The 17,202-nt window shown below is 62.9% G+C and carries 22 protein-coding genes; 9 read left to right on the top strand and 13 right to left on the bottom strand.

Annotated features, from left to right (window positions below; all coding sequences use genetic code 11):
* Positions 1–140 precede the first annotated feature (140 nt).
* The gene (locus QXZ85_RS30805) at positions 141–1,394 is read left to right on the top strand and encodes a polysaccharide deacetylase family protein (protein WP_315703253.1); all 1,254 of its coding nucleotides are present in this window, start codon (positions 141–143) and stop codon (positions 1,392–1,394) included.
* 41 nt (positions 1,395–1,435) lie between these two features.
* Here the strand turns inward: QXZ85_RS30805 and QXZ85_RS30810 are convergent, their stop codons facing one another.
* From QXZ85_RS30810 to QXZ85_RS30825, 4 genes are all read right to left on the bottom strand, one after another.
* Positions 1,436–1,810 (bottom strand): hypothetical protein, encoded by a 375-nt coding sequence (locus QXZ85_RS30810; protein ID WP_315703252.1) that lies wholly within the window; start codon positions 1,808–1,810, stop codon positions 1,436–1,438.
* A 216-nt stretch (positions 1,811–2,026) separates the two neighbouring features.
* Complete coding sequence (locus QXZ85_RS30815; RefSeq protein WP_315744395.1) at positions 2,027–3,265, bottom strand: FAD-dependent oxidoreductase; 1,239 nt, start codon at positions 3,263–3,265, stop codon at positions 2,027–2,029.
* Between the two features lie 15 nt (positions 3,266–3,280).
* Entirely contained in the window at positions 3,281–3,631 is a 351-nt protein-coding gene (locus QXZ85_RS30820; RefSeq protein ID WP_315744396.1) for a RidA family protein, read from the bottom strand.
* Positions 3,632–3,737: 106 nt separating this feature from the next.
* The gene (locus QXZ85_RS30825) at positions 3,738–5,234 is read right to left on the bottom strand and encodes an amidase (RefSeq protein ID WP_315769442.1); all 1,497 of its coding nucleotides are present in this window, start codon (positions 5,232–5,234) and stop codon (positions 3,738–3,740) included.
* A gap of 221 nt (positions 5,235–5,455) precedes the next feature.
* Between QXZ85_RS30825 and QXZ85_RS30830 the strand changes: the two genes are divergently transcribed.
* A complete protein-coding gene (locus QXZ85_RS30830) occupies positions 5,456–6,127 on the top strand; it encodes an XRE family transcriptional regulator (RefSeq protein WP_315703248.1) in 672 nt (223 codons plus the stop codon).
* Between the two features lie 141 nt (positions 6,128–6,268).
* Positions 6,269–6,529 (top strand): hypothetical protein, encoded by a 261-nt coding sequence (locus tag QXZ85_RS30835; RefSeq protein ID WP_315703247.1) that lies wholly within the window; start codon positions 6,269–6,271, stop codon positions 6,527–6,529.
* 78 nt (positions 6,530–6,607) lie between these two features.
* Here the strand turns inward: QXZ85_RS30835 and QXZ85_RS30840 are convergent, their stop codons facing one another.
* The 3 genes from QXZ85_RS30840 to QXZ85_RS30850 form a co-directional block, all read right to left on the bottom strand.
* Positions 6,608–7,204: a hypothetical protein gene (locus QXZ85_RS30840; protein ID WP_315763016.1), complete on the bottom strand. Its 597-nt coding sequence runs from the start codon at positions 7,202–7,204 to the stop codon at positions 6,608–6,610.
* 325 nt (positions 7,205–7,529) lie between these two features.
* Positions 7,530–7,760 carry a hypothetical protein gene (locus QXZ85_RS30845; RefSeq protein ID WP_315703246.1) on the bottom strand — a complete coding sequence of 77 codons (231 nt, stop codon included), beginning with the start codon at positions 7,758–7,760 and terminating at the stop codon, positions 7,530–7,532.
* A 4-nt stretch (positions 7,761–7,764) separates the two neighbouring features.
* Entirely contained in the window at positions 7,765–8,079 is a 315-nt protein-coding gene (locus QXZ85_RS30850) for a hypothetical protein (RefSeq protein WP_315703245.1), read from the bottom strand.
* A 635-nt stretch (positions 8,080–8,714) separates the two neighbouring features.
* On the opposite strand from QXZ85_RS30850, the gene QXZ85_RS30855 reads away from it, so the two are divergent.
* A complete protein-coding gene (locus QXZ85_RS30855) occupies positions 8,715–9,209 on the top strand; it encodes a septal ring lytic transglycosylase RlpA family protein (protein ID WP_315703244.1) in 495 nt (164 codons plus the stop codon).
* Positions 9,210–10,208: 999 nt separating this feature from the next.
* Here QXZ85_RS30855 and QXZ85_RS30860 read toward each other — a convergent pair.
* Positions 10,209–11,099, bottom strand: coding sequence for a LysR substrate-binding domain-containing protein (locus QXZ85_RS30860; RefSeq protein WP_315744399.1), 891 nt, complete (start codon positions 11,097–11,099; stop codon positions 10,209–10,211).
* 119 nt (positions 11,100–11,218) lie between these two features.
* Here QXZ85_RS30860 and QXZ85_RS30865 point away from each other — a divergent pair, with 119 nt between their 5' ends.
* The gene (locus tag QXZ85_RS30865) at positions 11,219–12,382 is read left to right on the top strand and encodes a mandelate racemase/muconate lactonizing enzyme family protein (RefSeq protein WP_315769441.1); all 1,164 of its coding nucleotides are present in this window, start codon (positions 11,219–11,221) and stop codon (positions 12,380–12,382) included.
* A gap of 63 nt (positions 12,383–12,445) precedes the next feature.
* Positions 12,446–12,910, top strand: coding sequence for a cation:dicarboxylate symporter family transporter (locus QXZ85_RS30870; RefSeq protein ID WP_315703241.1), 465 nt, complete (start codon positions 12,446–12,448; stop codon positions 12,908–12,910).
* Here the strand turns inward: QXZ85_RS30870 and QXZ85_RS30875 are convergent.
* The 3 genes from QXZ85_RS30875 to QXZ85_RS30885 all read right to left on the bottom strand — a co-directional run bounded on the left by QXZ85_RS30875 (position 12,897) and on the right by QXZ85_RS30885 (position 13,754).
* Positions 12,897–13,130 (bottom strand): hypothetical protein, encoded by a 234-nt coding sequence (locus tag QXZ85_RS30875; protein ID WP_315703240.1) that lies wholly within the window; start codon positions 13,128–13,130, stop codon positions 12,897–12,899. The two genes, QXZ85_RS30870 and QXZ85_RS30875, sit on opposite strands and share 14 nt — an antisense overlap.
* 75 nt (positions 13,131–13,205) lie before the next feature.
* Positions 13,206–13,448 carry a transcriptional regulator gene (locus QXZ85_RS30880; protein ID WP_315703239.1) on the bottom strand — a complete coding sequence of 81 codons (243 nt, stop codon included), beginning with the start codon at positions 13,446–13,448 and terminating at the stop codon, positions 13,206–13,208.
* Between the two features lie 96 nt (positions 13,449–13,544).
* A complete protein-coding gene (locus tag QXZ85_RS30885) occupies positions 13,545–13,754 on the bottom strand; it encodes a cold-shock protein (protein ID WP_315703238.1) in 210 nt (69 codons plus the stop codon).
* Positions 13,755–14,018: 264 nt separating this feature from the next.
* Between QXZ85_RS30885 and QXZ85_RS30890 the strand changes: the two genes are divergently transcribed.
* Positions 14,019–14,354 carry a phasin family protein gene (locus QXZ85_RS30890; RefSeq protein ID WP_315703237.1) on the top strand — a complete coding sequence of 112 codons (336 nt, stop codon included), beginning with the start codon at positions 14,019–14,021 and terminating at the stop codon, positions 14,352–14,354.
* A gap of 131 nt (positions 14,355–14,485) precedes the next feature.
* On the top strand, positions 14,486–14,776 hold the full coding sequence (gene rpsU, locus QXZ85_RS30895) for a 30S ribosomal protein S21 (protein WP_315703236.1): 291 nt from the start codon (positions 14,486–14,488) through the stop codon (positions 14,774–14,776).
* A 16-nt stretch (positions 14,777–14,792) separates the two neighbouring features.
* On the opposite strand, the gene QXZ85_RS30900 is transcribed toward rpsU, so the two are convergent.
* Together QXZ85_RS30900 and QXZ85_RS30905 are read right to left on the bottom strand one after the other, a co-directional pair.
* Positions 14,793–15,185 (bottom strand): response regulator, encoded by a 393-nt coding sequence (locus QXZ85_RS30900; protein WP_315703235.1) that lies wholly within the window; start codon positions 15,183–15,185, stop codon positions 14,793–14,795.
* Positions 15,186–15,847: 662 nt separating this feature from the next.
* On the bottom strand, positions 15,848–16,057 hold the full coding sequence (locus QXZ85_RS30905) for a hypothetical protein (protein ID WP_315703234.1): 210 nt from the start codon (positions 16,055–16,057) through the stop codon (positions 15,848–15,850).
* A gap of 228 nt (positions 16,058–16,285) precedes the next feature.
* Here QXZ85_RS30905 and QXZ85_RS30910 point away from each other — a divergent pair, with 228 nt between their 5' ends.
* The gene (locus QXZ85_RS30910; protein ID WP_315728994.1) at positions 16,286–17,173 is read left to right on the top strand and encodes an MBL fold metallo-hydrolase; all 888 of its coding nucleotides are present in this window, start codon (positions 16,286–16,288) and stop codon (positions 17,171–17,173) included.
* Positions 17,174–17,202: the final 29 nt, after the last annotated feature.

Genomic DNA, 17,202 nt, shown 5'->3' on the forward strand with positions numbered 1-17,202 from the left:
GCTGCGCCGCCTGCAAATGCGCCACAACGGAAATGCAAATGCGCCCGTGGCGCCGATCGCAGGTCGCAGCTATGGCTGATCCCTGCTAGAATTTGCGCCGCTTGAGGTTGCGGCGCTGGAATGAGGATGCAAGCTGCGTGATGAGTGACAATCGTTCGGTTTGCCTCGGCAAGCGGCGTTGGAGCGCCGTCCTGGTGTGTGCGCTGCTCGGCACCAGCGCGGCAGCGGCCGCGGAGTGCCCGGGTCATCCGGATGCGCTCGGCACATCGCGCGTGCTGGTCGTCGATCCGCTTGCGCATCCGCGCATCGGCGCCATGCAGTATCGCGAGACGTTGCCGCTGCACGATCACGAGGTGGTGCTGACGTTCGACGACGGTCCGCTGCCGAAATACAGCAACCAGGTGCTGCAGGTTCTCGCCGATCAATGCGTGAAGGCGACTTTCTTCACGATCGGCCGCCAGGCCAAGGCCAGCCCGGAGGGCGTGCGCAAGCTCGCCGCCGCGGGCCACACCATCGGCACGCACAGCCAGAACCATCCGCTCTCGTTCAACAAGATGACGGTCGAGCAGTCGAAGCCCGAGGTCGATCAGGGCATCGCCTCGGTGTCGGCCGCGCTGACCGATCCCTCGGCCCTCACGCCGTTCTTCCGCGTGCCCGGCCTCTCGCGTGGCGAGGGCGTGGAGACGTATGCCGCTTCGCTCGGGCTGCAGGTCTGGAGCGCCGATTTTGTCGCCGACGACTGGCGCAATATCTCCGCCAATCGCGTCTATGAGCTCGCGATGAAGCGGCTGGAAGCGCGCGGCAAGGGCATCTTGCTGCTGCACGACATTCACGCCCGCACGGTCGCCGCGTTGCCGAAGATCCTGAACGAATTGAAGGCGCGCGGCTATCGCATCGTCCAGGTCGTGCCGGCGACGCCCGACCGGCCGGCAACGCCGACCGAGCCGCAGGAATGGCTGGTGCACCCGCACGCCGGCGAGGTTCCGGTGGCGCAATGGCCGGCGCTCCCGAGCTTCAACTTCGCCGGCTCGGTCACCCACTCGCGCGCGACGGCTGCGGATCTCGACTTGCTGTCTGCCGGACCATCCGACGATTCGTCGCTCCGGCGCGAGGCGTCCTGGCCGCAAGCGGACAACCCGTCCTCACCGGGCAAGCTCGCGACCGTGCTGCCGGTGCCCGCCGCGAACCTGTTCGCGATACCCGCGCCGATGCCGGTCGCGCCGCCTCGACGCCATCTCGCCAGCATGGCGCTTGTGCCGCCGAATCCAGCAGCCAAATCCGCAGCAAAGACCCCGGCAAAAACTTCAGCCAAGTCTGCAGCGAAGGCTTCAACAAAGTCCGCAGGCAAGCCGGCTTCGCGCGCGGTTCGTTTGGCGAGCTTGCGGAAGCGCTGACCACTACGACTTGCGCGATTGCCGCCGGCAATAACGGCCGATCAATCCGTCACGATCTTGGCAACGCACAGGATGACGACAGCGGCGAGGAAGAACAGGTCGATATAGGATTTGATCTCGCCATCGCGGCGCAAGACGCTCACGTCGGCGACCACCTGCTTGCGCGCGCCCGAGCCGCTCGGCCCCTCCCCGATCATGCCGATCAGCCGGCGCATCTCGACTTCCAACCGTTCGACCCGCGTGTAGAAATGAAACGAGCGCAGCACGATCACGCTGCGCATGCCCGCATAGAGCAGGATCAACATCGCGAGCACGGCACGGTCGTGGTACTTCTCGATGAAGTTCAGGCTCAGATAGACCATCGCCAGGAACGCGAAGTTGGAGATGGCGCGATAAATGATGGCGAGCAATCGCATCGTTCTCGTCCTGGCGCTGGTGCTTGAAGTGGCGAAGCTGCCTCGTTCTATACACGATCAGGTGAACAAATCTGCGGTAAACTCGTTCGGATCGCAGACAAACGCGCGCGGCCTGCGCTCGCGGCTTGCAAAACGACAAAGCCGCAGCCTTCAGGACTGCGGCTTTGGTGCATTGAGCACGTCAGGATCGCGCGACGCGTAGCTTCGTTGGCAGGCTTACGCCGCGAAACGCTCGGGCGCGCAGGCTGCCACATCGACGCCCGGCGACTCACCGCTCATCATCTCGGCGAGGATGCGCCCGGTCGCCGGGCCCAAGGTGAAGCCCTGGTGACCGTGGCCGAAATGCAGCCACAGGCCCTTGTGCCGGGCGGCCGGCCCGACCACCGGCAACATGTCCGGCATGCACGGCCTTGTGCCGAGCCACGGCTCCGGTTCGACCGGCTTGCCGAGATCCATCAGTTGCCGCGCAGCGCGCTCCGCCTTGGCCAGCTGCACCGGCGTCGGCTTGGCGTCCGGGCCCGACAGCTCGGCACCGGTGGTGATGCGCACACCCTTGACCATCGGGTTCATCAGATAGCCGAAGGCCGCATCGCGCAGCGGCAGATCGAGCGGCGCGCCGCCGGCGTAGTGCCGGTGATAGCCGCGCTTGCGCACCATCGGAATGTCGTAGCCGAAGCGCTTCAGGAATTCGGGCGACCATGGCCCGAGCGCCACCACCGCAGCTTCGGCATCGATCTGCCCCTCGCTGGTCCGCACCGACCAGCCGCTACCGGTCTGTGCCAGGCTCGTCGCATCGCCGTGAATGAATTTGCCGCCGCGGCGGATGAACAGATCGGCATAGGATGCGACCAGCCCGCCCGGATCTGACACGGTCCACGGCTCCAGCCACTGCAGCCCGCCAAGCCCGCTGTCGGTGAGCCCCGGCTCGGCCTGCGCGAGCTCGCGCGCGCTGAGCACCCTGAACTTGACGCCGAAGGCGTCGTGCACCGCTTCGGCCTCTTTGACCTCCTTGTCGAACTGCGCCTGCTGGCGATGGATCACCCGGAAGCCGTCCCGACGCACCAGATTGCCGGCACCCGCTGCCGCAATCAGCGGCTCATGCTCGGGCGCGGCGCGCCCGATCAGCCGCGCGTAGGTCTGCGCGATCTGCTCGTGCCGCTTCGGAAACGAGTTCCACCAATACTGCAGCAACGGACGCATATGATACGGCAGCGCCAGCAGCTCGTAATGCACGTCATTGGTGCTACCGGTCGCAATGTCGAACAGGCCGCTGATGTCGTGCGGCATCGCGTAGGGACGCACGGCCTCGCTCTGGATGATGCCGGCATTGCCATAGCTGGTCTCGCGGCCGGGCTCCTTGCGGTCGACGAGCGCGACCGACCAGCCGCGGCTTTGCAGATGCAAAGCCGTTCCGACACCCACCATGCCGCCGCCGAGAACGATCGCGCTTTTCATGGTCGAAACTCCCGCTTATTTCCGTTCGGCCGCGATGACCGTGATCTCGATCTTGGCATCCAGCATCAGCTTGGCCTCCACCGTGGTGCGCACCGGCAGCGGATCCTGGAAATGCTTGCGATAGGCCGCGTTGAACGCTGCAAAATCCGAGCGGTCGGCCAGGTAGACCGTGCAGGACACCACGTCCTGCAGCGACAGCCCCTCGTCCGCGAGCGTCTCGCCGATCAGTTGCAGCGTGAGGTCGGTCTGCGCGGTGATCCCCTCGGGAATCGTGCCGTCGTCCGCGCGCGGCACTTCGCCTGACAGGAACACGAGGCCCGCGGCGCGGCGCACCAGCGAGAACGGATATGAGGGCGGAACGGACATCTTTGTCTCCTATGTGTCTTTCGTCAGTCTTGCGGATGCCGCGAGCGCACGCGTCATCCATGTGGCGACGGCACCGCGCGCCGTCAGTCCCAGATCGGTCCCGGGATCAATCCCAGGACTTGAAGCCCGGCGCTGACGACAGCGGCGGTGCGGCGGCGAGCTTCGCGAGGTCCGGCTTCGGCCGGCCCAGTTCGGGATCTTCAGCGAAGGCTGCTTCGAGCGCTGCGGCCACGCTGAGCACGCGCGCATCGCCGCCGCGGGGGCCGACGATCTGCAGACCGAACGGCAGGCCGGCTTCGTCCACGCCGAGCGGCAGGCACAGCGCGGGATGGCCGGTCAGCGTCACCGCATAAGCGAGCGCGAGCCAGTGGAAGTAAGACCGCGTCGGCGCGCCGTCGATCTCGGTCGGATAGAGCTCCGACCACGGCCGCGGCGACAGCGTGATCGCGGGGCTGACCAGCACGTCGAAACGTTCGAAGAAGCTCTGGTAGGCGCGATAGATCCGGGTCTGGACGGCCGCGGCCTTGGCGTAATCGTCGAGGCTGTAGCGCAACGCCTCTTCGACATTGGCGCGGACATTGGGGCCGAGCATCTCCGGCCGCTCGCGAAAATTCTTGCCGTGGTTGGTCAGGAACATCGAGGCGCGCAACACCGCGAAAGCCTCGTCGGCGCCGGTGCAGTCGGGCGAAGCCTCTTCGCAACCTGCAAACAGCGGCGCCATCCGCTTGACGCGCTTGGTGAGCACGCGTCGAACGGCTTTCTCCGTCGGCGCAAAGCCGAAATCCTCGGTAAAGGCGAGTCGCAGCTTGCCGAGATCGATCGGCGCCGGCGGCGTCCAGCGCCTGGGCACGCCGCGAATGGGCTCGTTCGGCAGCGTGTAGGCGAGCGGATCGCGGCTGTCGTCGCTTGCCATCACCGACAGCATCAGCGCGGTGTCGGCGACGTTGCGTGCCATCGGTCCATCGGTCGACAGGCACGACCAGCCATGGGCGCGCTTCTCGCTTGCGACCAGGCCATAGGATGGCCGCATGCCGACGATGCCGCAGAAGGCAGCCGGATTACGCAGACTGCCGCCGGTGTCCGAACCGGACGCCAGCGGCGCCATGCCGCAGGCGAGCGCGGCCGCCGAGCCCCCGGAGGAGCCGGCCGATGAGCGCATCGGATCGAACGGATTGCCGGTGGCACCGAACACAGGATTGCGGGTATTAGCGCCGGCGGCCCATTCCGGCGTGTTGGTCTTGCCGAAAATGATCGCGCCTGCCGCACGCAGCCGCCCGATCGAGGCCTGATCGGCCGCCGGAACATGGTCGGCAAACAGCGGGCTACCGTAGGTGGTACGCAGGCCCGCGGTGTCCTGGGTGTCCTTGATCAGCACCGGAAGGCCGTGCAGCGGCCCGCGATCCTCGCCCTTGAGCAGCTCCGCTTCCGCCGCCTTTGCGGCGCGGGCCGCCCCCTCTTCATCCAGCGTCACCACCGCATTGATGGCGGGGTTGATGGCGGCAATGCGCGCCAGGCAGGCTTCGAGCAGCTCGACCGGCGACACGGCCCGGCCCTTGAGCTGCTGCATCAGATCGACGGCAGTTTGATCGCAAATCGATTCCACGGCACTTCTCTTTCCAAAACTGAAAACTATTTAGCATAAGCGAAACGAAATGCATGGCACGAAAATGCCGCATCCTGCCGGCAATTCTGCATGAATAAGAGGCTAGTCCGGCAGCTGATTGAAATTCCGACAGATTCGCGCGAGAGTCGGACCGGGCAAGCGACGCAATCCAAGAGCCGACCAAGATACGATCCGCTAAACGATTTTTCCGAAAGATGGATATGGCAGATACCGCTGTGAACGAGCCAAATGCGGCCGAGGGCCCGCATTCCCAGCTTGGGCAGTGCCTCAAGGCGGCGCGCCAGGCCCGGGGGCTGACCTTGAAGCAGGTGGCGGAAAAGACTGGGATGGCGCTCTCGACCCTGTCCAAGGTCGAAAACGGCCTGATGTCGCTGACCTACGACAAGCTGTTGCAGCTCACCTCCGGCCTGAAGATGGACATCGCCGAACTGTTCAGCCCGGTGGCGCCGCGGCCCGAGCCCGGCCGTGCCGTGACTGCCCGGCGCAGCATCAGCCGCGTCGGCCAGGGCCAGGTCGTCAACACGAAGTTCTACACCTACACCTATCAATGCACCGACCTGATCGGAAAGCGCATGGTGCCGATGCTCGCCGAGGTGCGCGCCCGCACATTGGATGAGTTCGGCCCGCTGCTGCGCCACAGCGGCGAGGAATATTTCATGGTGACCCGCGGCATGATCGCCGTGCACACCGAGTTCTACGCGCCGGAGATCCTGCACGAGGGCGACGGCATCTACATCGACAGCACCATGGGCCACGCCTACCTCAACGCCGGCGAAGCCGACTCGGCGCAAGGCGTCTGCCTCTGCACCAGCGAAACGCCCGACCTGTTCGAACAGCTGCACCGGATTGCAAGCCGCGACGCCGAGGCGTGAGGCGGCTTTACCTCTTCGGGACCTCTTCTTGACGCGTTCTTGTTAAAGCGACCTCGCAGCGCGCGATGGCCGACGCAACACGATCGCGCTACAATGGCTCGCCGTCACGCCTTCCAGCTCAGATGGACGAGAGGTGCGCCGATGCCGCGACCGGGAATCACGGGCCACGACGATTGGGTCGTCACCGAAGCGCTCGCCACCGCACTCGTTGCGCTGGAGCAGCTCCCGGAGAAGCACCAGCCGCGGGTCCATATGGACGAACTGCGGAAGCTCTTGGCCAACGGCCGCACGCCCGACGCCGTCAAGCTGCGTCTCGCCCAGGCCAAGTGCCGGCTCTGTCCCGGCCGCGACCCGCTGACCATCTACGATGAATACGGCATCGACAGCGATGCCTATGGGTGAAAGCAAGGACCCCGCATTAGTGGAGCGACAAGCGCGGATGCAATCCCGGATATCACGACGCTCACCCTGGCAAGCCTACTAGCTCGTCATGCTCCGAGTTATGTCCGCAGGAATCGGTCGATCAGCAACTGTTCGCCAGCGCTCGGCTATTTCGCTTATTTGTCTCGAATGCAGAATCCTCTCCATTGCCCTCTTCATCGGACCGGTTCGAAAATCCCTCTTTATAAGCCTTTCCGTTGCCTGAGCCGCCTCATCCAGACTGTGAGCGAGCAAGTCGGCGGAGCGGCGCAATTCTGAGCGACATAGCTCCAGGTTGTCAGCCCCCCAGCTCGCTGCCGATCGGCGTGCATCGCGAGCTCCCTTCATGAACTCATAGCATGCCACGACATGACTGACCGTTTCACCGTCGAGACCGAGGCCGCTCGCATTCGCTTCGAACAGCGTGAAATAGTCTTCATGGCTGACGTACGACCATTTTTGGGGTGGGGATTTGATCAACGACTCAAAGCTACTGTCGAGCTGCATCGTCTCAATCACGGCTATGAACGAGCATATTTCGGCGAACAACATTTGTCGAAGCATCCGGCGCTTCATCCACTCGCGGACAAAAAAGGCTATCACGGTGCCAGCGAGCGTAAGCGAGGCGATCAAAACATCGTCTGAGATATTGCTCATGATGAGCTCTTGTCCATTGGCATGACCTCGCGAGCACCGTCAATTTTCTAGCATAGATTGTATAATCGAACAACAATCATTTCCGGCTAAAAGTACGTCGCGATCTTCTCAGCGCCAAACTTGGCCTCTGTCGTGACACTGCTGGCATCGAGCAAGCACCCACTCAATTTGGCCGAAGCTTCCGACCAGCTAGAAGCAATTAGCAAGCAACTAGCCCGGATGAGCGGAGCGACATGCGGGGGATGCAATCCCGGATGTCGCTCCGCTCATCCGGGCTACGCTTGCTCGTGAACCGGAGCGGAGTTAATTGCCCATTTGCGCCAATCTACGCGGCCCGGTCCTTCTCTGCGTTTTCCTGTACGGTGGCCGCGGCTTCTTCCACCCCTTTATCGTAACTGCCCGCAAATCTCTCGATACTGTCGGCCCACATTCTCAGCATCGCGATTTGAAAGTGCATCACTGGCTTTAAGACATTCATGCCGACTGCCGCGACTGCGGCGATGCGCCTTTGTGGATCGAGCGCGAAGCGGTTTGCCTGGGGCGCATTGTCTGCCATGCTGTTAGCTCCTCTCCTTCCGTGGTGTGACCTCACTCGACGTGTCGAGCTGTGCGCTGCGTGATTCCAGGCACTCGGCCAGGATTCGATCCGCCGCCACTCTCGCAAATCCGTCCTCATGAAATTCATCCAGCTTCTTCAAGTAAGCGACTGCCGCGATTTGCAGGACCTCAAAATCCTCTGCGCCGGCATCGCGAACGTCGGCGATGTAGCGATAGAGGGCAGAACGCACGCTGTCGTTCTCGTCAATATCGCTATGCAGCAGCAAGTAGTTCCGCCACGCGAACGCACACGCTCCTTCCACTGCGTGAGAATTCATGGGCACCTCCCAAAGTCAGAGAAAGACTAACTACCCGTTTCGTTCCGCAGGCCTCTCGGATGTAACGCTGTTCCGTCAGTGCGGCGCAAACGGGTTTGCGCATTGGCGACGTCGAGCGGGTGAACACAGCATCATCCGACGGCTGGCAGATCGAGTATTCATCGGAGATCGAATTTCATCAACACCGACGGGCGGTTCATGATTACCGCACGCAAGCATGATAGATGGAAGAGCTTTTGCATATGACGATCGACTGCGTACTGACGGTGGATCACGCAACGCCGATCTGATCTACACGCCGCCACGTATTCGCCCGTGACTTGACGATCTCGCAATCGGAAATGCGCCGAGTTCCTCTTCACGTCGCGCAAACATCGGCTAGACGCATGTAAACCCGTACTTACCCGGTGGCAGGGAACCCCGATCAGTCATGCTGTTGACGCATTCGCTGTCTTAGTCGGTGAGAACTAAGAACCCGTGCGCGAACCACCCAAGGTTCCCACAACGGTTCCATCGCCTGTACTGGCGAATGCGCAAAAAGAACAGTGCGAGTCCGACAACGCTCCCGCGTTCGCTCGCTCCTGTTTTGCGGCACTCGGAACCGGACGATCAAGAAAAACAGTCAAGGAGTTCTGATGGTGTTTCGCTCCAGCGCCGCCATTTGCGGCGCCGTAGTGGCGCTTGCCGTTTCCGTCACCACTGCCCGAAGCGATGAAATCGGTGCAGTTCATTCAAAGGCCGTCGTCAACGCCGCGTCCGGGGATGCGATCGTTGGCGCAGCATCCATGTACAATCCATTCCGGCCCGGATGGCGGGAGGGCAGCCGGAACACGGCCTCCGGCGAGCGCTACAATCCGTCTGCGTGGGCGGCTGCTATCAAGACGAGCCTGCGTCAGAAATTTGGTGGGGTCCATTATGGCACCAAGCCGAAATATGCGCTCGTTGAAGCTGTCGGCAAGAAGGTCATCGTCAAGATCAATGACGTCGGGCCACTCACGCCCGGCCGCATCATCGATCTCAACGAGCGAACAATGCGCCACTTCGATCCAAGCCTGCAGCGCGGAGTCATTCGTGACGTAACAGTGAGGCCGCTTGTCGGGGATGACTGGACCCCGGGACCGGTTGGCTGAGCATCGCAGCAAGTAGCCAGCATGAGCGTAGCGACATGCGGGGATGCAATCCCGGATGTCGCTACGCTCATCCGTGCTGCGCTTGCTGCGAAGCAGCGAGCACCGCCGTCCCGCCACGCCGGAAGCGCCTCGATGCCCTTCTCACGGCGGATGTTCAAGGCAATGCCGCCTTTGGCGCCGAGCCGACCGCCCGTCGGGCAAATCGGCTTCATGATGACGGCCGCGCAAGTGCGCGATCACGCTGTCCATCCGTGCGCTTGTCGACGCACGAACCGCCAGCCGCGCGTGCGCCGAAAAATTCATTTCGCACGCCGGCTCAAGCGGATCGCGCGTGCGTGCCCTCCCGGCGCCAATTTTTCACTTTCGTTTTATCAGAAATCATGCTTGTATAGCGCCGTCCCGCCTCGCTCGAGGGGCGTATCGCGATCGTCACGAACGTTGAGCGCGGGATGCGATGGGCGTGTCGGTGTTGCAGCATGGTCTTTCATGCCGACGAACAACATCGATGCGCACGGTCAAGTCGCGCGGTCCCGATACCCCGACGCTGGTATCACCGCGCAACGCGTTTAACGCGTTGTCGCGTAGGCGACGAGGCTTTGCCTCGCACGGAGGTGGCCAACAAGCCCGGCGCACCAGGGAGAACGCGAAGCAGCCGTTAAAACCATTGTGCAGGGAAGGCCGGTGTACGGCCGTACCTGTGGTGACTGCCGCCTGCTTTCTTTTCTGCAGGCGGGCCATGGGTGCAGGCCTTGCATCCGGCCTTCCCTGCGCCCTCGCCTTTCGAGGGCCAAGCCGATCGGCAAAGCTCGGACGCGATCGCGCCGCGAGGCCGCGGCGTCACGCCCGGCGAACGTGCCAAGAGGATTTCGGATGGACAAGCTCTGGCGCGCGTGCACGGACTCGAATTCCCAAGGCACTCCTTCTCAAGGTTCTACTTCCCAGGACCTTACTTCCCAGAGCTTTCAACACGACGACGTCAGCGCCGTGACTCAGCGCATCTCAGCTCCCCTGCCCTTGCGCGAGCCGCCACATCTCTTCCGCCGTCGGCGTCAGCCGCATCTGCGGCCGGAACAGCCGCACCGCCACTGGTATCTCCCAGGATGCATCGGCCAACGGGACGAGCCGGCCGGACTTCAGATCATCCTCCACCAGCGTCGCAGGCAACCAGGCGATACCGCGTCCATCCAGGCACAAGGCGCGCAGCGCGCCGGCGAGATCCGCGGTCAGTGCCGGTGCCGTCAACAGCCGCGGCAATCGCGCACCGAGCACGCCGCGCAGGATCCGTCCCAATCCGGAGCCCGCACCATACGCGAGCAGCGGCGCCTCCGAGAGTGGCGCTGCTCGGCCGGCCATCGGGCCCGACGCCGCGCAAGGGATCAGCCGGTCGCTCGCAACCACGGTCGAGGCGAACTCGCCGGCCGGCAGCCGCAGAGGGACCTCGTCATGCACATGACCGAGCATGAAATGCGCGCGTCCGTCGAGCAGCAGCGTCTCGACCGCATTCAGCGTGTCCGAGGTCAGCTGCACGCAGCAGATCAGGCCTGCGGCCTCCAGCCGCTTCAGCCAGGGCGGAAAGAAGATCAGCGACAGCGCATGCGTTGCCGCGATCCGGATCGTCGCCGCTTCCGCCGCCGCCGCCTCGCGCACATGCGCGCGGGCATCGGCGATACGCCGGATCAGCATCGCCGCGAGCGGCTGGAATTCACGCCCCGCCGCGGTCAGCTGCACCGGCTGCGTCGCGCGGTCGAACAGCGTCACCCCGGCCCACTCTTCCAGCGCGCGGATGCGGCGGCTGAAGGCCGGCTGGGTGAGATGCCGCGCTTCGGCGGCGCGCGAGAAATTGCCGGTGCGGGCAAGCTCGAGATAATCCTCGAGCCAGATCAGCTCCATGGTTGGTTCCTGAGCGCATGTCACGGCTGATGCCGTTTGCACCTCGCCTGATAGGAAATCGGCATTGGCATCGTCAGCGGATTGCCGCCACATCCAGGTTTGCAACCCGGAGGCTCACCTTGCGTATCGTCGACATCCGTGAACGGACCTATCCCATCGCATCGCCCATCGCCAACGCCTACATCGATTTCAGCAAGATGACCCTGAGCCTCGTGGCCATCATCACGGATGCGATCCGCGATGGCAAGCCGGTGGTCGGCTATGGGTTCAATTCCAACGGCCGCTACGGCCAGGGCGCGCTGATGCGCGAACGCTTCATCCCCCGCCTGATGGAAGCTGAGCCCGCGAGCCTGCTGAACCAGGCCGGCGACAATCTGGACCCGCACAGGATCTGGGCCACCATGTTCCGCAACGAGAAGCCGGGCGGCCATGGCGAGCGCTCGGTCGCGATCGGCACCATCGACATGGCGGTGTGGGACGCGACCGCGAAGATCGCGAACAAGCCGCTGTTCCAATACCTGGCGGATGCCCACGGCCGCGCGGCCAATCCGAAGGTCTTCGTCTATGCCGCCGGGGGCTACTACTATCCCGGCAAGGACAACAGCAAACTGAAGGACGAGATGCAGAGCTATCTCGACCGCGGCTATACGGTGGTGAAGATGAAGATCGGCGGCGTGCCGCTGAAGGACGATCTTGGTCGCATCGAAGCCGTGCTCGGCCTACTGCCTGCAGGCTGCCGGCTCGCGGTGGATGCCAACGGCCGGTTCGACCTGACAACCGCGATCGACTACGCCAAGGCGCTCTCGGCCTACGATCTGTTCTGGTACGAGGAGGCCGGCGATCCGCTCGACTACGAACTGCAGGCAGAGCTCGCGCAGCATTATGCGAAGCCGATGGCCACCGGCGAGAACCTGTTCAGCCACCAGGATGCACGCAACCTGATCCGCTACGGCGGCATGCGCAAGGAGATCGACTGGCTGCAGTTCGACTGCGCGCTGAGCTATGGCCTCGTCGAATATCTGCGCACGCTGGAGATGCTCAAGTCGTATGGCTGGTCGGCGTCGCGCTGCATCCCGCATGGCGGCCACCAGATGTCGCTCGCCATCGCGGCGGGCTTGGGTCTCGGCGGCAATGAATCCTATCCCGACCTGTTCCAGCCGTTCGGCGGCTTCCCCGACAATGTCCGGGTGGAGAACGGTCACGTCGCCCTGCCGCCGCTGCCCGGCATCGGCTTCGAAGGCAAGGCCGATCTTTACCAGGTGATGTCCGAGCTCAGCGCCTGACATCCCCCTGCCCCGGCGCCGGGCTCGAGCATGACCATAAGAACACCAAAGGAAGGAAACGCCATGTCGGCGATCTCAGTTGAAGCAGGGACGGCACGCCAACCGATCCTCGGTCCGCTCTGGCTGCAGGTCCTGGTCGGCGCCGTCATCGGGATCCTGTTCGGCATCGCGGCGCCGAAGGCCGCCGCAGACACCGCACTGCTTGCGGAGGGTTTCGTCAAGCTGATCCGGATGCTGCTTGCGCCGGTCATCTTTCTCACCGTCGTCGTCGGCATCGCGCGCATGGGCAACCTGCGCGAGGGCTTCGTCACCTTGGCGGCGACGCTTGCGACCATGAACACGATCCCGCTCGCGGGCATCGTGCTCCTGCTCGGCGTCGATCGGTTCGTGAACCCGCCCCGCGCTCTGATCAACGTGATCGGCAATAGTCTCGGCACCATCGTGGTCGCGCTCTGGGAGAACGATTTCGATCGCGCCAAGGCGGGAGACATCGAGCGGCAGCCGCAAGCGCGGCCTAGAGCATCGTGAGATGAACGATGCCGTCCTCGACCTCACCACGCGAGAGCCTTTCACGCGCAGCACGCTCGAACTCCGTCCGATGCTTGTGAAGATAGCTCAACGCCTGCTGCTGCGTCTGGAACGTGGTCTTGAGGCGGCACATTTGCCGGACGGAACCTACTGCCAGCACGAAGCTGATCGATTGCGCGCCACGTTCGACCTCCGGCACGATCCGCACCGTTTTCGTCATGCAGCCGTCTCCTCAGCTTGCGACAGAGTGTCGGCTTCCAGTTGCGGGCAGACTGTCGTCAAGTCCCGCGCTGTCTTATGTCACAATTCGGGTCTTGCGTCGCTTCTTTACGGCTTTGGGAAGCGCGTCAGGCTTTTGGGCCTCTTCAGCCTCTTTTGCCTCCCGCAACGCGCGAAGACGCTGCATGTTCTGACGAATCTCGACGGCGCGCTTCTCCACGTCAGCCATCGCTCGCGCCCCCTCCTCACGCGCCAAACGCTGCCGGTCGGCGCGTGCAATCGCTTGGGCAGAGGGTTCGCTCGGCTTCTTGCCACTCATCGCTCATCCGGATTCGCAACAAGCCAAACCCGCTCAATCCCGGGATCGAGCGGGCAACACGGCCATTTCAGTACATCCGTGAAATGGCGTAGCGGCTTAAGCCAGCGACAAATTCTCGGCGCTGACCTTGCCGCGCATCTTGTCGGTCTTGAGCTCGAACGAGACCTTCTGGCCCTCGGCGAGGCCGGAAAGACCAGCCCGCTCGACGGCAGAGATGTGCACGAAGACATCGCTTCCACCATCGTTAGGCTGGATAAAACCAAAGCCCTTCTGGCCATTGAACCACTTAACAGTACCTGTCGGCATTTTCTTCTCCAAAGAGCAATCGCGCGACGTCACGCGATTCAGATTCAACTGGTCGGATGTCTTCGGGAAGGGCCCGCAGGCGCATTCAAAAAGGCACAGCGGCTAATCGAATGCTGCCAATGTAGGCGCTTTCGCGATAAAGAACAAGTGCGCCGGGAACAAAACCTGAGGTGTGCAAGCGAGCTCAAGATCAAAAGAAGGCAGCCTCCCCTGTTCAAGCGCCGGTCCGGGTCTTATGTCTATAGGCTGACAGGCGGGACGACGATGACTGAACCGAAATTGGAGGTTCCCGCCGAGCTGCGCGCGCTCGCGGAGAAAACGATCGAACAGGCCGAACAAGCCTTCGCGCTGTTGTTCGATGCGGCGCGAAGATCCGCGGCAGCGAGCGCAACATCGACGGCTGAGCTCACACGCCAGGTGCTTGCGTTCTCCGAAGAAAGCCTGCGGATCGGCTTCGAGCACGCACGAAAGGTGGCCTCGACCGACAGCCTGCAGGATATCGCCAACGCTCAATCCGATCTTGTCAAGCGCCAGATTGCCGGTGCCGAGCATCATATTCGGGAGCTCGCACGGACGAGCGGATTCGACGACAAGACCTGATGCACTAAAGCCGGCCTTTCGGTGGCGATCACCGCAAAGCCGATCGAACTTCGGAGTCCGGACACCAGGTTCGACTGATTTGTGTTCGACTGATTTGTTCAGCGTCAATCCAACTTTAGGGAGCAATTTGCGTGCAGGTATTTGTTCGAGACAACAACGTCGATCAGGCGCTTCGTATTCTGAAACGGAAGATGCAGCGCGAAGGCGTATTCCGGGAAATGCGCCGCAAGCGCTTCTACGAGAAGCCGTCTGACAAGACCGCAAGACAGAAGTCCGAATCCATCCGGCGACGCCACAAGCTTGCGCGCAAGCAGGCCATTCGCGACGGACTGATCGCGGCTCCGGCAAAGAAACGCCCGACCGCCGGCAAGAGCGGCGCGGGAGTGCCTGCCGTTGCGGCTGCAGCGCCGCGCCAGACCTGACAGAGAAGCCGTCCTTTCAGAGCGAGAGACCGGCGGAGCCGACGTTCAGGAGCTGGGATATGGCCGTGACGAGCTGGGCCGGCGCAAAGGGCTTCTGCACCAGGATGCTGTTGGGGACTCCCTGCGAGCCCCATTGATCGGCAGCATCACCGCAGATGTAGACGACAGGAAACGCCGGAGCGATTTCACGCACCTGCCTTGCGAGATCCCATCCGCTCATTGGGCCTTTGAGGTTCACGTCCGTGACGAGCGCACGATAATTCACAACGCCGCTCGTGAGCAGCACCAGCGCTTCATCCGCGGCGACGGACACCGTCAGGTCGAACCCGGCATCGGTCAGGGCGTCCTTGAGGAAGTCGTGCAAGGCCTCTTCGTCTTCCACCAGCAAAATGACAGGCAACTCGTCCACGATTGCTCCCCCGACCCGACGAAGCGGCCTCGCCTGGTGACACCGATGTCCGTCACTGCCAGCCCCCTCCGGTCCGAACCTCGGGAGCTATCGCCCGTCCCCGCCCCGCAGCACGTCGGGCGCTGTCGCCGACATGTCTGCGTGCGGATTCTCATCGATCCGAGCCTTCATTTCGGCGGCCTTCTCAACAAGGACAGCCGACAGCCCCGGATCGCTGGTGGACTTCGCGAACTGCAAGAGCATTGCAACTTGATGGGCAAGATATCTTCGACCGAGCACGGTGACCTTCCAGCGAGCGGCAACCCCAAGCACCCGGAACGCGGAAGGACCGCGTTTCGTTCCGAAAAAATGTTCAAAATGAGGAGGCCGCAGGAAACGCGTGGCGCGGACCGCGTCAGAAGTTCCCACGGCGAGTGCGGCGAACTTGAAGTTCCCCGAGCAATGGTCTGCGCCTCCTCATCAGACACCAGAGCTAAAAATCACATACAATCAATGGATTGCCGGAATTATTCGCTTCCAAAGGCCGCAAGCGAGCCTGCCCTGAGACAATACGAGCTTCGGAGACGGAACACTCGTACCGCTCTCCGAAGTCCGCGCCGGATGTTGTGCCCCCGCATGACCGGCGCGCCGGGGCGCCGCGCTCTGCGCAGCCGGCAGCCGAACTACACAGTTCGCTTTTCGCTGCCGCCGCCGATCTTCGTGGCAACGAGGTAGGCGAGCGGCATGGCTATCACGAAGCCGGCTAACGCCGCGAGAGGTATGATCTTGATCGGATTTGCGCCGAGCCCCTGCATCGCCAGCACCGCGGTGACTGCGCTGCCCGCAAGCACCGTACCCAGCATGATCCAAATGAGACTAGCTACCTTGAGCATGTGTCATTCTCCGGATTTCGAAAGCGACTCTTGAGGCCTTCAATGCTCGCCCTGCAGCCCGTGCCGAGCATTGATTTGGAACAATCGCTGTGATGGATCGATCAGTTCGTGCTCGGCTGACAGCTCATCGCTCGCCGCCCCGAGACGAGCTGCCGCGCTGGACCACTTTGCGACCCTATGGCAAAGCCACAGCCGGCCCGACTGCCGGACCCAGAACTGGAGGAGACCATGTCCTATCCCATCGCCACCGATGTGAAGCCGACGGTGACGGGCTTCTTCGATCCGGACACCAGCACGATCAGCTATGTCGTAAAGGATCCGCAATCGGCGTCATGCGCGATCATCGATCCCGTCATGGACATCGACTACGCGGCCGGACGGATCAGCTTCAAATCTGCCGACATCCTCATTGATCACGTCAAACGCAACGGCCTGCGGCTCGAATGGCTGATCGAGACCCATGCGCATGCCGATCACTTGTCGGCCTCGCCCTACATCCAAAAAAGCCTTGGCGGAAAAATCGGAATTGGCGACCACATCCTGACGGTCCAGGACACGTTCGGGAGGGTCTTCAACGAAGGCACGGAGTTTCGCCGGGACGGCAGCCAGTTCGACGGGCTGTTCAAGGACGGCGAGACCTATGCGATCGGCAGCCTGACCGGCTTCGTTATGCACACACCGGGACACACGCCGGCCTGCGCCACCCACGTGATCGGTGACGCTGCTTTCGTGGGCGACACTCTGTTCATGCCCGATGGCGGGACTGCACGGGCTGACTTTCCCGGAGGCGACGCCCGCATCCTGTTTCGCTCGATCCGAAAGATCCTGCACACGTTGCCGCAGCAAACCCGGCTGTTCATGTGCCACGACTATGCGCCTAATGGGCGCGAGGTCCGTTGGGAGACCACCGTGGCCGAAGAGCGGACGCGCAACATCCATGTCCGGGACGGCGCGACCGAGGATGATTTCGTTGCCATGCGCGAAGCGCGCGACAGGACCCTGGCCATGCCGCGGCTGATCATCCCCTCGCTTCAGGTCAACATCCGTGCGGGCCACTTGCCTCCGCCCGACCCAAGCGGCAAGACCTTCTTGAAAGTACCGATCAACGCTCTCTGACGCCGTGCGCGCCCGCAGAAACCAAAACA

Source organism: Bradyrhizobium sp. SZCCHNGR1005 (genome assembly GCF_032489995.1).
Lineage (GTDB): Bacteria > Pseudomonadota > Alphaproteobacteria > Rhizobiales > Xanthobacteraceae > Bradyrhizobium.

Coding starts and splice junctions, on each gene's coding strand:
- QXZ85_RS30830 (WP_315703248.1), top strand. CDS start 5,456: ATGGCAGATACCGCTGTGAACGAGCCAAATGCGGCCGAGGGCCCGCAT.
- QXZ85_RS30860 (WP_315744399.1), bottom strand. CDS start 11,099: ATGGAGCTGATCTGGCTCGAGGATTATCTCGAGCTTGCCCGCACCGGC.
- QXZ85_RS30845 (WP_315703246.1), bottom strand. CDS start 7,760: ATGGCAGACAATGCGCCCCAGGCAAACCGCTTCGCGCTCGATCCACAA.
- QXZ85_RS30805 (WP_315703253.1), top strand. CDS start 141: ATGAGTGACAATCGTTCGGTTTGCCTCGGCAAGCGGCGTTGGAGCGCC.
- QXZ85_RS30810 (WP_315703252.1), bottom strand. CDS start 1,810: ATGCGATTGCTCGCCATCATTTATCGCGCCATCTCCAACTTCGCGTTC.
- QXZ85_RS30835 (WP_315703247.1), top strand. CDS start 6,269: ATGCCGCGACCGGGAATCACGGGCCACGACGATTGGGTCGTCACCGAA.
- QXZ85_RS30910 (WP_315728994.1), top strand. CDS start 16,286: ATGTCCTATCCCATCGCCACCGATGTGAAGCCGACGGTGACGGGCTTC.
- QXZ85_RS30855 (WP_315703244.1), top strand. CDS start 8,715: ATGGTGTTTCGCTCCAGCGCCGCCATTTGCGGCGCCGTAGTGGCGCTT.
- QXZ85_RS30905 (WP_315703234.1), bottom strand. CDS start 16,057: ATGCTCAAGGTAGCTAGTCTCATTTGGATCATGCTGGGTACGGTGCTT.
- QXZ85_RS30815 (WP_315744395.1), bottom strand. CDS start 3,265: ATGAAAAGCGCGATCGTTCTCGGCGGCGGCATGGTGGGTGTCGGAACG.
- QXZ85_RS30820 (WP_315744396.1), bottom strand. CDS start 3,631: ATGTCCGTTCCGCCCTCATATCCGTTCTCGCTGGTGCGCCGCGCCGCG.
- QXZ85_RS30885 (WP_315703238.1), bottom strand. CDS start 13,754: ATGCCGACAGGTACTGTTAAGTGGTTCAATGGCCAGAAGGGCTTTGGT.
- QXZ85_RS30880 (WP_315703239.1), bottom strand. CDS start 13,448: ATGAGTGGCAAGAAGCCGAGCGAACCCTCTGCCCAAGCGATTGCACGC.
- QXZ85_RS30875 (WP_315703240.1), bottom strand. CDS start 13,130: ATGACGAAAACGGTGCGGATCGTGCCGGAGGTCGAACGTGGCGCGCAA.
- QXZ85_RS30870 (WP_315703241.1), top strand. CDS start 12,446: ATGTCGGCGATCTCAGTTGAAGCAGGGACGGCACGCCAACCGATCCTC.
- QXZ85_RS30890 (WP_315703237.1), top strand. CDS start 14,019: ATGACTGAACCGAAATTGGAGGTTCCCGCCGAGCTGCGCGCGCTCGCG.
- QXZ85_RS30850 (WP_315703245.1), bottom strand. CDS start 8,079: ATGAATTCTCACGCAGTGGAAGGAGCGTGTGCGTTCGCGTGGCGGAAC.
- QXZ85_RS30840 (WP_315763016.1), bottom strand. CDS start 7,204: ATGAGCAATATCTCAGACGATGTTTTGATCGCCTCGCTTACGCTCGCT.